The following is a 13,503-nucleotide window of genomic DNA, read 5'->3' as shown; positions in this document are numbered from 1 at the left end:
CGTTGGCTGCGGCTCGCCGGGATCGCCCCGGCGACCGGCTCCGCGCGTCGGCGTGCTCCGGACGGTCGATCAGTGTGTGCGGTCGAGCGCGACCCTGATCTGGTCGGCCAGGTGGGCGAACGACTCGGCCAGCAGCACGTCGTGCGGCTCGGACCGGACGCCGAGGCGGTCCTGGACCCGCCCGGCGAGCTGGACGGCCATGATCGAGTTGCCGCCCATCTCCAGGAAGTTGCGGGTCGCGGTGGGCTCGCTGCCGACCACGTCCCGCCAGATCACCCGGAGGGCGGCGGTCACCGGATCGGCCTCCGGCCCGGCGTCGGCTGCGGCCCCGTCGGTGTCGACCCCGGCCGGGCAGGGGGTGGCGGCGTCCGGGCCGGACTCCGCCAGCAGCCGGGCGACGGCGGCCCGGTCCACCTTGCCGGTCGGCCCGATCGGCGGTCGGTCGAGCGGAACCCACCGGGAGGGCACCATGTAGTCGGGGACCTGCTCCGCCAGCCGCCGGGCCAGCTCGGTGAGGTCCAGCCGCCCGGCCGCCGGAACGACGGCCACGGCGAGCAGCGCCTGCGGCCCGTCGCCGAGCTTCTCGGCGTACGCCGCGTCGGCGAGGCCCGTGGCGGTGATCGCCAGCTCGATCTCGTCGAGCTCGATGCGGAAGCCCCGCACCTTCACCTGCCGGTCCCGCCGGCCCAGCACCTCGAAGAGACCGTCGGGCAGCCTGCGGGCCAGGTCACCGGAGCGGTAGAGCCGCCCGTCGACGCCCGGCCGGGTGACGAACCGCTCGGCGGTCAGGTCGGGGCGACCGAGGTAGCCCAGGGCCACGCCGGGACCACCGATGTACAGCTCGCCGACCTCGCCCGCGGGGACCTCGGCGAGGTCCGGGCCGAGCACGTGCAGGCTGGTGCGCTGGAGGGGGCGGCCCACCGGGACCCGCTCCCGGCCCGCCAGGCTCTCCGGCGTGCAGTCGTGGTACGCGGCGAAGGTGGTGGTCTCGGTCGGGCCGTACCCGTTGACCAGCCGTGCGGGGGGCGAGCCGGCGAGCACCCGTCGCGCGGCGGACAGGTCCAGCTGCTCACCGCCGACGAGGACGGTGCCGACGGTCCGCAGCGCGGCCGGACGTTCCCGGGCGATCATGTGGAACAACGAGGTGGTCAGGAACAGCACGTCGACCGACAGGCCGGCCAGTTGCGCCGTCCACTCGTCGAGGGGCAGGTCGGTCACCGCGGGCAGGGGCACCACGCAGCCACCGGCGGCGAGCGCCCCCCAGACCTCGAAGGTGCTGGCGTCGAACGCCGGGTTCGAGGTGTGGGCGACCCGATCGCCGGGCGCGACGGTGCAGAACAGCGGCTCGACCACCAGCCGGGCCACCGCCCGGTGCGGAACCACGACCCCCTTCGGCTCGCCGGTCGAGCCGGACGTGAACATCACGTAGACCGGATCGTCCGCGTCGATCGGGGCGTCCATGTCGATCGGGGCGTCCGCGTCGATCGGGTCCGGGGCCGGGCCGGGTGCGATCGGGTCGCCGGGGGGCGTCGGGTCGACGCGCCGGGCGGTGCCGAGCCACGGCTCGTCGTGGTCGGCGATCACCACGGAGACGCCTGCGGCGTCGAGCGTCCGGCGCACCCGGTCCACCGGTGCCGCCGGGTCGACCGGCAGGTACGCCGCGCCGGCACGCGCGACGGCGAGCATCGCCACGATCAGCGACCGACCGCGTGGCAGGGAGAGGGCCACCACCTCGCCCCGGCCGACGCCCAGCCGACGCAGGTGCCGGGCCAGCGCGCCGGAGGACCGCCACAATTGCGCGTAGCTCGTCGCTTCTTCGCAGGTCGGATCGATAATGGCCGGGCTGTCCGGTCGGCTCTGGACCCAGCGTGCCACGAGTGAAGGCACCGCTCGCGAACATTCTGCTGGCAACACATTCCCCCCTGAATGCGCTAGCGACCAACGAGCGGGGGCATCATGGATGACAATGGATTCCCGCGGTAGTCCCACGCCACGTTACCAAGATGCCACAAGGCGCAATAGTGATACCCGTCACACGGGTTGGGCGCGGCCGGGAGGTGTCGGCGGGGCAAGAATGGGCGGTTTCACCCCAATCTTGGTGACGCAGGGTGAAGATTCCGAGCCGCTACGCATCGCGCCGGACCCGGCTTCCGGCGCGGCACAGGACGCCCTCCCTACAGCCATGACCAGCAATTGTCTGGCACCATCACGGTCCCGTCCGGGCGCACCGGAACGATCCACCGAGGCGCGTCACGGAAAGTAGGCGCCCTCCGGGACGAGCCGATGTCCGTTATCATCGCGGTCGCTTCAATCGTGGAGCACACTCCGACACCGGCAATTCCGGACCATCCTCGAATGGTTCGCCGCGCCACCTGCATTAATGCTGACCAAACCCGATCTTGCCGACGTGCCGCAATTCACTTCGGCCAACGGGTCGATCGCACCGTGCCCGCGCCAGGTGATCGCGGGCCGGCGGCGACCGGAACGGGAGGACAGGCTCGTGAACCCATCCGCGTCAACGGTTGAACCCGACCATTTCAGGCACGTCCTGGGACATTTCGCCACAGGTGTCACGGCGGTGACGGCCCTCGACCCCGCATCCAACCGGCCGGTCGGCCTCACCGTGAACTCGTTCGCGTCCGTCTCGTTGCGCCCGCCGCTGGTCTCCTTCTGCGTCGGCCGGGGCAGCGGGAGCTGGCCGATCATGCGCACCGCCGACCGGCTCTGCGTGAACATCCTCGGCGTCGAACAGCAGGCCGTCTGCGAACGCATGGCCACCGCCCGGGTGGACCGGTTCCGGGGCCTCGACTGGGAGCTGTCCCCCGGCGGCGCGCCGGTGCTGGCCGGCGTGGTGGCCTGGGTGGAGGGTGCCGTGGAAGCCGAGCACGACGCCGGCGACCACGTCATCGTGGTGCTGCGGGTGCACCACCTGCACGGCCGGCCGGACGGGCAGCCCCTGCTGTTCCTTCGCGGTCGGTACGGCCGCTTCGCTCACTGAGCGCGACAGGGCGGGCGACCCCGGGCAGCGGGAGCCGGCCGCCTCCTGCCCGGGGAGGAGGCGCAGGTCGTCCCTGGGCGGGAGCGGTCGCTGGCCAGCGCCGGATACGGTCGGTGCATGACTGATGAGCACCCCGCGCTCGCGCTGCGTGGCCTCGCCAAGCGGTTCGACGGCAAGGTGGCGGTGGCCGGTGTCGACCTCGACGTGCCGGCCGGTTCGTTCTACGGGCTGCTCGGCCCGAACGGCGCCGGCAAGACCACCACCCTGTCCATGGCGGTCGGGCTGCTGCGCCCCGACGCGGGCGGCGCCTGGGTGCTCGGGCATGACGTGTGGGCCGACCCGGTCCGGGCGAAGCAGCTCCTCGGCGTGATGCCCGACGGCGTACGGCTGTTCGACCGGCTCAGCGGGGCGGAGCTGCTGGCGTACCACGGTCTGTTGCGCGGCATGGACCCGGCGGTGGTCGACCAGCGCGCGGCCGAGCTGCTCGACGTGCTCGCCCTCGGCGACGCCGGCCGGACCCTGGTCGTGGACTACTCGGCGGGCATGAAGAAGAAGATCGGCCTGGCCTGCGCGCTGCTGCACGGGCCCCGGCTGCTGGTGCTCGACGAGCCGTTCGAGGCGGTCGACCCGGTGTCGGCGGCGCTGATCCGGGACATCCTGCACCGGTACGTCGTCGGCGGCGGGACGGTCATCTTCTCCAGCCACGTCATGGAGGTCGTCGAGCGGCTCTGCTCGCACGTCGCGATCCTCGCCGAGGGGACGATCAAGCGGGTCGGCACGCTCGACGAGGTGCGCGGCGACCGCTCGCTGGAGGACGTGTTCGTCGAGGTGGTCGGCGGGCGCACGGCGACCGGCGAGGAGCTGGCGTGGCTGTCCCGGTGACCGGTTCGGACCAGCGGGGACCGGGCGCGGCCGTCACGGTGACCGGGCCGGCCGGGCAGCCGGCCGAGCGGGTCCGCCCCGTCTCGGCCCGGCACTTCGTCCGGCTGAAGCTGCGGGTGATGGGCAACAACTTCCGGGGGCAGGGCTGGCGGATCGCCATGTTCGTGGGCGGGGTCATCGCCGGGCTCTGGTTCGCGGCCACCGGCTTCTTCCTGCTCGCCGCCCCCGGGCTGGCCGACGAGCCGACGTACGCGCTGATGGCCGCCGCGTTCGGCGGCGGCCTGCTGGTGCTCGGCTGGCTGCTGCTGCCGCTGGTCTTCTTCGGGGTGGACGAGACGCTCGACCCGGCCCGGTTCGCCCTGCTGCCGCTGTCCCGGCGCACCCTGGTCACCGGGCTGTTCGCCGCCGCGCTGGTCAGCGTCCCGGCGGTGGCGGCGCTGATCGCGACCGGCGGCCTGGTGCTCAGCGCGGGCCTGCTCGGTGGCGGGGCGGCGGCGCTCGTCGCGGCCGTCGGGGTGGTCGCCGGGCTGCTGCTCTGCGTCGCGGCCAGCCGGGCGATGACCAGCGCGTTCGCGACCATGTTGCGCTCCCGTCGGGTACGCGACCTGGCGGCCGTGCTGCTGGCGGTGCTCGCCGCGCTGCTCGGCCCGTTGCAGATCGTGGTGCTGGCCGCCGTGCAGCAGGCCGACTGGGACCGGCTGACCGGGGTGGCCCGGGTCGTCGGCTGGACCCCGTTCGGCGCGCCGTGGACGATCGGCGTCGACGTGGCCGAGGGGCGGGCCTGGGCGGTGCCGGTGAAGCTGCTGATCACCGCGCTGACGATCGGGGCGCTGCTGTGGTGGTGGTCCCGGTCGCTGGAGTCGGCCATGGTCGGCGCGGCCAGCGGCGGCCGGGTCAGGGCGCGCGGCGGCGCGGCGAAGACCGGCGACGGTCCGGCGAGGGCCGGCGCCGGTGCGGTCGGCGCCGGTGCGGTCGGGCAGCTTTTTCCGAGGGCGGTCGGCTGGGCCCGGCGGGACCGGTTCGGCGCGCTGGTGGCCCGGGAGTGTCGCTACTGGTGGCGGGACGCCCGGCGGCGGGCCAACCTGATCACGATCGCCGTGGTGGGCATCTTCGTGCCGGTGATGGTCAACTTCGGCGGGGCGAGCTTCTCCACGGGGGAGGGCATGGAGCTCGCCGCCCCCAACTCGTCCCCGGTGCTGGTCAGCATCTCGATGGTCTTCGTCGGCCTGCTCGCCTCGGTGACCCTGGCCAACCAGTTCGGCTTCGACGGCAGCGCGTACGCGGCGAACGTGGTCGCCGGGGTCCCCGGCCGGCTGGAGCTGCGGGCCCGGATGGCCGCCTTCTCGGTGTACGTCCTGCCGATGCTCGCCGTCGTCGCGGCGGCCCTGGCGGTGCTGCTGGGCCGGCCGACGTGGCTGGGCGTCATGGCGGGCAGCCTCCTCGCCTCGTACGGGGCGGGGCTGGCGATCAGCGCCTTCGTCTCGGTGCTGGGGGCGTACTCGCTGCCGGAGACGAGCAACCCGTTCGCGATGAACAGCGGGGCCGGGGTCGCGAAGAGCTTTCTCACCCTGCTGTCGATGCTCGGCACGGCGGCGGCGAGCGTGCCGATGGTGGTCGCCGCGGCGCTGCTCGGCGACGCCTGGCTCTGGCTGGCCCCGCCGCTGGGGCTGGCGTACGGGCTGGGCGCGGCGCTGCTCGGCGCGTACCTGGCCGGTGACGTGCTGGACCGGCGGGCCCCCGAGCTGCTGACGGCCGTGACCCCGCGCCGCTGAGCACGGCTCAGCGGCGGCGCAGGAACGCGTAGAGCAGGTTGTTGTTGCCGACGGCGCTGACGTTGACCAGTTCCCACCCGTAGTGGGTGAGGTATTCGACGGCCTCCATGAGCTGGGTGACGCCGCTGCTCGTCAGGCGCGGGCGGGCGGCGACCGCGAGGTGCCGGTGCGGGTAGCCCCGGAAGTCCACCTCGTTGCGGAGCACGGCGTCGGCGGCCACGACGCGGGCCTGGGCGAGCTGCTGCGGCGTCACGGGACTCATGCCCGGCACGATAGGAGCCCGCCGCACGCGCGGCCGGCCCGTGCCCGGGGCGCCGCCGGCCCGGCCCGTGCCCGGGGGGTGCTTGTGCCGGCGGACGGCACAATGGGGCGATGCCTGTCGTCGAGTCGGTGATCACCGTCCCGGTGCCGCCCGAGCTGGCCTTCGCGGTGTCGCAGACCGTCGCGCCGGCGCGCTACCGCTGGGACCCGTTCGTCCGCGAGCAGCACTTCACCGACGGGGCCACGCGCCCGGGCAAGGGCGTGCGCACCTTCACCCGTTCCCGGCACGGCCTCACGATGGTCAGCGAGTACGTCTCCTTCGCGCCGCCGAGCCACGTCGGGATGAAGATGGTGCGGGGCCCGTGGTTCTTCGAGATGTTCGCGGGCGGGTGGAGGTTCGCCCCCGGCCCGGAGCCCGGCACGTCGGTCGCCACCTGGCGGTACCACTTCCGCTGTCGCCCGGCGTTCCTTCGCCCCGTCGCGCACCGGGTCGGGAGTTGGCTGCTCGGCCGGGACATCCGCCGCCGGATCGCCGGGTACGCCGTCGGCTGCACCGACCCGGAGGTGCTGGCCGCCGCCCGCCGCGCCCTTCACGCCGACGGGTGACGACGAGTGACCCCCGAGGTCCCGCCCCTCTCCGCCCTGCCTCTCTCCGTTGCTCTGCGTAGTCTTCCCTCCCGACCCGCCGGGACCCATCCCTCCCTTTGCTCTGCACCCATCCGCGCAGCACCTTGCTGAGCTGCACCGATGCGGGGCAGACCAAGCGCGCGACGCGGCGAACGGTTGCGCTCGGTGAGCGATGCGTATCCGGGTGCAGAGCAAAGGGGGCGCGGCGGTTGGCGGCGTCGGACGACGCGCGTCGCCGTACCCGAAGCGAGAGCCGGAAGCGGCGGCCGGAAGCGGGGACCGGCGAGGGCCGGGCGGGGTCACAATGTTTCACGTGAATCCAGAGCCGGGTGCCGAGATCCATCACGTCGACCCGTTCGCCGTACCAGCGGGACAGAAGTCCCCGGCCCGGCGGCTGCGGGGCCGGCTCGCCGCGCCGGTCACGCTGTGGACCGCGCCGGGCCCCGCCGGCCTCACCGTGTCCTCCACGCTGGTCGCCGAGGGAGAGCCGGACCGGTTGCTGGGCCTGGTCGACGCGGAGTCGGACCTGTGGGCGGCGGTCGAGGCGGCGGGGCGGTTCGCCGTCGCGCCGCTGGGTCCGCCGCACCGGCAGCTCGCCGACCGGTTCGCCGGCCTGTTCCCGTCGCCGGGCGGCCTCTTCGCCACCGGCGAGTGGTCCGAGACCGAGTACGGCCCGGTGCCGACCGACGCCGCCGGCTGGGCGGGGTGCCGGCTCGACACCGCCCGCGAGTACGGCTGGGCGCTGCTCGTCGAGGCCACCATCGAGTGCATCAGCCTGACGGGGGAGGGCGTGCCGCTGCTGCACTACCGGGGTCGTTACCACGAGCTGGGCTGACCAGCCGCTACCGGTCACCGGAGTGACCTGGGTCACTCGGCGCAGGCAGGCGACCGCTCGGCGCAGGTGGAGACCCTTGTCGATCCACGTCTTCCCGGGCGGGGCGCGCGGTTCCTACCGTGCGCGAAACCCCCTACGCCTGTGAAGGTGGTGATCTACAGATGTCCACGGACACACCCCCGCCGGACGCACCGACCGAGCCGGAGACTCCGGCCCCGGCCGCGTCCACGGCGGACCGGTACCTCGCTGTGCAGCGTTCGGACGAGTTCGCCGGGTTGCGTCGCGCCCTGCGCGGCTTCATCTTCCCGATGACCGTCGCGTTCTTCCTCTGGTACGCGCTCTACGTGATCCTCTCCGCGTACGCGCGGGACTTCATGGGCACGAGGCTGTTCGGCACCAACATCAACGTCGCCCTGATCTTCGGCCTGCTCCAGTTCGTCTCGACGTTCCTGATCGCGTGGCTCTACTCGCGGTTCGCCGACCGGAAGATCGACCCGATCGCCGACCGCATCCGCGCCGAGATGGGGGAGGTGACCCATGTACCCGGTCCTCGCGGCTGAGTCGGGCAGCGGCACCGCCCGCAACCTGACCATCACGCTGTTCCTGGTGTTCGTGGCGGTGACCCTGGCCATCACCATCTGGGCCAGCCGGCAGACCAAGACCGCCACCGACTTCTACGCGGGCGGCCGGTCCTTCTCCGGCTTCCAGAACGGCATGGCGATCGGCGGCGACTACATGTCGGCCGCGTCGTTCCTCGGCATCGCCGGCATCATCGCCCTGTACGGCTACGACGGCTTCCTCTACTCGATCGGCTTCCTGGTCGCCTGGCTGGTGGCGCTGCTGCTCGTCGCCGAGCTGCTGCGCAACTCGGGCCGCTACACGATGGCGGACGTGCTGGCGTTCCGGATGCGCCAGCGGCCGGTCCGCACGGCGGCGGCGGTCTCCACCATCACCGTGTCCATCTTCTACCTGCTGGCCCAGATGGTCGGCGCGGGCGCGCTGGTGGCGCTGCTGCTGGGCATCAAGCCGGGCACCACGTTCCTCGGCATGGACGCCGACACCGCGAAGGTCGCCACGATCATCATGGTCGGCGCCCTGATGATCATCTACGTCACCGTGGGCGGCATGAAGGGCACCACGTACGTCCAGATCGTCAAGGCGTTCCTGCTGATGACCGGCGCGCTGGTGATGACCCTGCTGGTCCTGGCGAAGTACAAGTTCAACCTGTCGTCGCTGCTCGGCGACGCCGCCGCCTCCTCGGGCAAGGGCAGCGCCTTCCTCGAACCCGGCCTGCGGTACGGCGTCGAGGTGGCCGGTAACGCGACACAGACGTTCTACAACAAGGTCGACCTGCTCTCGCTCGGCATCGCGCTGGTGCTCGGCACGGCGGGCCTGCCGCACATCCTGATCCGGTTCTACACCGTGCCGACCGCCAGGGCGGCCCGCAAGAGCGTGCTCTGGGCGATCGGCATCATCGGCGCGTTCTACCTGCTCACCCTGGCCCTCGGCTTCGGCGCGGCGGCCCTGGTGGGCGGCCCGGCGATCACCGCGCAGGACAAGGCCGGCAACACCGCCGCGCCACAGCTCGCCGAGCGGCTGGGCATCGACTTCCTCGGCGGCGACCTCGGTGGCGCGACCATGCTGGCGATCATCGCGGCGGTGGCCTTCGCCACCATCCTGGCGGTGGTCGCGGGGCTCACCCTGGCCTCGTCGTCCAGCCTGGCGCACGACTTCTACGCCAACGTCATCAAGAACGGGCAGGCGTCGGAGCGCCAGGAGGTCCGGGTGGCCCGGGTCTCGGCGCTGGTCATCGGCGCGGTCTCGATCGCCCTGTCGATCTACGCGCAGAGCCTGAACGTGGCCTTCCTGGTGGCGCTCGCGTTCGCGGTGGCCGCCTCGGGCAACCTGCCGGCGATCCTCTACAGCCTGTTCTGGAAGCGGTTCAACACCTCCGGCGCGGTCTGGGCGATCTACGGCGGCCTGCTCGCCGCCGTGCTGCTGGTGTTCTTCTCGCCGGTGGTCTCCGGGGCGCCGACGTCGATGTTCCCGGACCACGACTGGCACTGGTTCCCGCTGTCCAACCCGGGCATCCTCTCCATCCCGTTCGGGTTCCTGTGCGGATGGATCGGCACGATGATCTCCAAGGAGAGCGACGAGGAGAAGTACGCCGAGCTGGAGGTGCGTTCCCTCACCGGCGCCGGCGCGCACTGAGCCCGGTACGCAGCAGCCGAGCTGTTAGCAGGGGCCCCCTGTACAACGTTTCGCGTTAACAGGGGGCCCTTCCTTCCATCTCGTGCCTGTATAGGCTGGTCGGCATGAAGGTTGCCCCGCGCTTCGGTCCCGGTCACCGCGTCCTCGTCACCGGCGGCGCCGGCTTCGTGCCGTCGCACCTGGTCGACACACTCGTCGCCCGCGGCTGCACGGTGGTGGCACTGGACAACTTCGTCACCGGCTCCAAGGACAACGTGGCCCACTTGCACGACAAGCCGAACTTCACGCTCGTCGAGGCGGACATCTCCGACGGGCTGCCGACCCACCACCCGGCGCTGGCCGAGCGGTTCGACGCGATCCTGCACATGGCCTCCCCGGCCAGCCCCACCGACTTCGCCACCCTGCCGGTGGAGATCCTCCGGGTCGGGTCGGTGGCGACCCTGCACCTGCTGGACCGCGCGGTCGCCGACGGCGCGCGGTTCCTGATGGCCTCCACCTCCGAGGCGTACGGGGACCCGAAGGAGCACCCGCAGCGCGAGACGTACTGGGGCAACGTCAACCCGATCGGCGTGCGCAGCGTCTACGACGAGGCGAAGCGGTTCTCGGAGGCGGCCACGATGGCCTACCACCGGCACCGGGGACTGGACGCCGCGATCGTGCGCATCTTCAACACGTACGGCCCGCGGATGCGGCCGGACGACGGCCGGGCGATCCCGACGTTCATCTCGCAGGCGCTGCGCGGCGAGCCGATCACCGTGCACGGCACCGGCAACCAGACCCGGTCGATCTGCTACGTCGAGGACCTGGTGCGCGGCATCCTGCTGCTGCTCGACTCGACGGAGACCGGCCCGGTCAACTGCGGCACCGAGCACGAGCTGACCATGCGGCAACTGGCCGAGTTGATCGTGTCACTCTCCGACAGCACGTCCGAGGTGACGTACGTCACCCGGGCGGCCGACGACCCGGAGATGCGCCGCCCCGACCTCACCCTCGCCCGTGAACTGCTCGGATACGAGCCGGCGGTGGCGCCCGAAGACGGCCTCCGACGCACGATCGAGCACTTCCGTGAGCGGCTAGGGTAGCCGACCGGCACGCCACGGCCCGCCGGCTGACCTGCGGTTGAGGGCGGCCCTCGACGGAGCTACGTACCCTCGGGTACATGTCAGCGACCGCTTCCGCCGGCGTTCCGATCCCACACCTGCGCCGCAACGCGGGGCGTGCCCCGGTGCCCGGCCCCGACCAGGGCGGCCCGGGGCGCGCCCGCGTGCCCGGGGCCCAGTGGTATCCCACCCACGACGACCGGCCCCGGGGCGGCGGCTTCGGCGGGTCGGACGGCCCCGGGGGGCCCGGTGGACCGGGCGCTCCCCGGCGGGCCGGTGGGCGCGGGCCGCGCCCGAGGTGGGGCCGGATCGGCCTGGTGGCCGGTGTGGCGGTGCTCGTCCTCGCGCTGCTCGGTGGGGTGGGTGCGTGGCTCTACACCCGCAACCTCAACCAGGATCTGGCCCGCACCGACCCGTTCTCGGAGCTGACCGGCGGCCGGCCGCCGAAGGCGGTGGACGGGGCGCTGAACATCCTGCTGGTCGGCAGCGACTCGCGGGACCCGGACGCCCCGGTGGACCAGCAGAGCCAGTGGCGGGCCGACACGATCATCGTCATGCACATCCCGGCCGACCACAAGTCCGCCTACCTGGTCTCCATCCCCCGCGACCTGTACGTGCCGATCCCGGAGAACGCCCAGGCGGACTGCGGATCGGGGCAGCGGGCGAAGATCAACGCCGCGTTCGCGTTCGGCGGCCTGCCGCTGGCGGTGAAGACGGTGGAGTGCTTCACCGACGTCCGCATCGACAACGTGATGGCGATCGACTTCGCCGGGTTCAAGCAGGTCACCGACGCGCTCGGCGGGGTCGACCTGAAGGTGGAGCGGTCGATCACCTCGATCCACAAGCCGTACCGCAAGTTCACCAAGGGCACCATGCACATGAACGGCGCGGAGGCGCTGGACTGGATCCGGCAGCGCAAGCAGTTCCCCGACGGCGACTTCGCGCGCATGCGCCACCAGCAGGAGTTCCTCAAGGCCCTGCTGGACAAGGCAGCCAGCACGGGCACGCTGACCAACCCGAAGAAGCTCAACGCGTTCCTCCAGTCGGTGACGGACGCGGTGACCGTGGACCAGGGCTTCTCGCTGGTCGACATGGCGGTGCAGTTCCGCAGCCTGCGCGGGGAGAATCTGATCTTCATCACCAGCCCGAACTCGGGCAGCGACACGATCAACGGCGAGTCGGTGGTGGTCTCGGACCGGGAGAAGGCGCTGGCCATGTACCAGGCGATGACGGCGGACAAGATGGCGGACTGGGTGAAGGCCAACCCGCCGGAGGGCAGTTCCGGGTAACGAGTTTCCGGTAACGGAGACCGATTCACGTGGTCGTTACTTCGACACACGTCAGCGCCGGTCGGCGGCCGGACCCCGTTTCACCGGGGGCCCTACCGCCGACCGGCCGCTTTCTGTCGACCGAACGGATGAATTCCGCAGGCAACTACCAAGATAACTGCGAATAGCCGGGGGACGAACTCGCCTTGACGGGAAGCGGTACGTACAGTGGTCCCGCCCCCCGATCACGCGAGCTGGAGCACGCATGCCGGTTCATACCAGCCGTCGCCCTCCGTCGCAGGAGCCCGTCGGCGCGGTCGCACGGGTGCCGTCGGCCATCCCGTCGCAGCCCCGCAGCGGCGGCCGACCGCCCGCCGACGTCCCCGCCCGTAAGCGCAAGAAGCGACGCAAGGACCCGCTGTGGGCCCGCCTCACCGTCGTCTTCGGCGCGATCCTGATGATGACGAGCGGGATCGCCATCGTCGGCAGCAAGGCGTTCATCAACCAGGCCACCGGCAACATCGCGCAGCGCAACCTGCTCGGCGACGCCGGCAAGTCCGACGCCGAGGGCGGGGCGAGCCTGGACGGCCCGATCGACATGCTGCTGCTCGGCGTGGACGCCCGCGAGCGCTGGGCCGCCGACGACGTCCGGGCCGACACGATCATCGTGCTGCACATCCCCGCCTCGCACGACCAGGCGTACCTGATCTCCATTCCGCGCGACACCGAGGCGCAGATCCCGGCGTTCAAGAAGAGCGGCTACGGGGGCGGCACCGACAAGATCAACGCAGCGTTCCAGGCGGGCGCCCGCAACGGCGGCGGCTGGGAGGGCGGCGCGCAGCTCATGGCGCAGACGATCAAGAAGATGACGGGGATCAGCTTCGACGGCGCGGCCATCATCAATTTCGGCGGCTTCAAGGGCGTCATCGACGCCCTCGGCACCGTGCGGATCTGCGTGAGCCACGAGGTCAAGTCGCACCACATGTCGTACGTCGACGGCAAGCCGATGTGGAACGCCGACGCGAAGAAGACCGGCAAGCCGATGACCCCGGTGGTGCACAAGAAGGGCTGCCGGGACATGAAGGGCTGGGCCGCCCTCGACTACGCCCGCCAGCGCTACGGCCTGCCGAACAGCGACTACGACCGCCAGCAGAACCAGCAGCAGCTGATCAAGGCGATGGCGAAGAAGGCGACCGAGAACGGCACGCTGACCAACCCGGTGAAGCTCAACGGGCTGATCAAGGCGGCCGGCAAGGCGTTCGTCCTGGACACCGGCGGGGTGCCGATCATCGACTTCATCTACACGATGCGCGGGGTCACCGGGAACGACCTGACCACGCTGCGGACCAACGGCGGCACCTTCCACGCGAACGCCAGCGGCACGAAGGAGTCGCTGAGCCCGCAGACCATGGAGATGTTCCAGGCGGTCAAGAACGACAAGCTGGCCGAGTTCGTCTACGCCAACCCGAACGTGCTGTCGACCCGCAAGTAGCACCCTGATCAGGGGAAACCACCCGCCGGACCCGACGCCCCCCGTAGCCTGACGTGA

Annotated in this window: 12 protein-coding genes; 10 read left to right on the top strand and 2 right to left on the bottom strand. The window is 71.8% G+C overall.

What is annotated here, in order from left to right:
• Window positions 1-69 precede the first annotated feature (69 nt).
• Window positions 70-1,875, bottom strand: a complete 1,806-nt coding sequence (locus ACFYWL_RS10130) for a non-ribosomal peptide synthetase (RefSeq protein WP_386969974.1) — start codon at window positions 1,873-1,875, stop codon at window positions 70-72.
• A gap of 583 nt (window positions 1,876-2,458) precedes the next feature.
• On the opposite strand from ACFYWL_RS10130, the gene ACFYWL_RS10125 reads away from it, so the two are divergent.
• From ACFYWL_RS10125 to ACFYWL_RS10115, 3 genes are all read left to right on the top strand, one after another.
• A complete protein-coding gene (locus ACFYWL_RS10125) occupies window positions 2,459-2,998 on the top strand; it encodes a flavin reductase family protein (RefSeq protein WP_386970547.1) in 540 nt (179 codons plus the stop codon).
• Window positions 2,999-3,115: 117 nt separating this feature from the next.
• Complete coding sequence (locus tag ACFYWL_RS10120) at window positions 3,116-3,880, top strand: ABC transporter ATP-binding protein (RefSeq protein ID WP_074478090.1); 765 nt, start codon at window positions 3,116-3,118, stop codon at window positions 3,878-3,880.
• Window positions 3,865-5,652 (top strand): ABC transporter permease, encoded by a 1,788-nt coding sequence (locus ACFYWL_RS10115; protein WP_386969971.1) that lies wholly within the window; start codon window positions 3,865-3,867, stop codon window positions 5,650-5,652. Before ACFYWL_RS10120 ends, ACFYWL_RS10115 begins: the two co-directional genes overlap by 16 nt.
• 7 nt (window positions 5,653-5,659) lie before the next feature.
• Here ACFYWL_RS10115 and ACFYWL_RS10110 read toward each other — a convergent pair whose 3' ends face one another.
• Window positions 5,660-5,914, bottom strand: coding sequence for a hypothetical protein (locus tag ACFYWL_RS10110; protein ID WP_386969968.1), 255 nt, complete (start codon window positions 5,912-5,914; stop codon window positions 5,660-5,662).
• A 110-nt stretch (window positions 5,915-6,024) separates the two neighbouring features.
• Between ACFYWL_RS10110 and ACFYWL_RS10105 the strand changes: the two genes are divergently transcribed.
• The 7 genes from ACFYWL_RS10105 (at window position 6,025) to ACFYWL_RS10075 (ending at window position 13,446) form a co-directional block, all read left to right on the top strand.
• On the top strand, window positions 6,025-6,519 hold the full coding sequence (locus ACFYWL_RS10105) for an SRPBCC family protein (protein WP_386969965.1): 495 nt from the start codon (window positions 6,025-6,027) through the stop codon (window positions 6,517-6,519).
• Between the two features lie 325 nt (window positions 6,520-6,844).
• Window positions 6,845-7,375, top strand: coding sequence for a flavin reductase family protein (locus ACFYWL_RS10100; protein WP_386969963.1), 531 nt, complete (start codon window positions 6,845-6,847; stop codon window positions 7,373-7,375).
• A gap of 161 nt (window positions 7,376-7,536) precedes the next feature.
• Entirely contained in the window at window positions 7,537-7,935 is a 399-nt protein-coding gene (locus ACFYWL_RS10095) for a DUF485 domain-containing protein (RefSeq protein WP_386969960.1), read from the top strand.
• Entirely contained in the window at window positions 7,913-9,586 is a 1,674-nt protein-coding gene (locus ACFYWL_RS10090) for a cation acetate symporter (RefSeq protein WP_386969957.1), read from the top strand. The genes ACFYWL_RS10095 and ACFYWL_RS10090 overlap by 23 nt, the downstream gene beginning before the upstream one ends.
• A 104-nt stretch (window positions 9,587-9,690) precedes the next feature.
• Window positions 9,691-10,668 carry an NAD-dependent epimerase/dehydratase family protein gene (locus tag ACFYWL_RS10085; RefSeq protein WP_386969955.1) on the top strand — a complete coding sequence of 326 codons (978 nt, stop codon included), beginning with the start codon at window positions 9,691-9,693 and terminating at the stop codon, window positions 10,666-10,668.
• Window positions 10,669-10,745: 77 nt separating this feature from the next.
• The gene (locus ACFYWL_RS10080; RefSeq protein ID WP_386969952.1) at window positions 10,746-11,975 is read left to right on the top strand and encodes an LCP family protein; all 1,230 of its coding nucleotides are present in this window, start codon (window positions 10,746-10,748) and stop codon (window positions 11,973-11,975) included.
• 244 nt (window positions 11,976-12,219) lie between these two features.
• Window positions 12,220-13,446 carry an LCP family protein gene (locus ACFYWL_RS10075; RefSeq protein ID WP_386969949.1) on the top strand — a complete coding sequence of 409 codons (1,227 nt, stop codon included), beginning with the start codon at window positions 12,220-12,222 and terminating at the stop codon, window positions 13,444-13,446.
• The last annotated feature ends 57 nt before the right edge of the window (window positions 13,447-13,503 follow it).

It is taken from the genome of Micromonospora sp. NPDC002575 (assembly GCF_042889525.1).
Taxonomy (GTDB): Bacteria; Actinomycetota; Actinomycetes; order Mycobacteriales; family Micromonosporaceae; genus Micromonospora; species Micromonospora carbonacea.
This window is presented reverse-complemented; position numbering and strand designations above follow the sequence as displayed.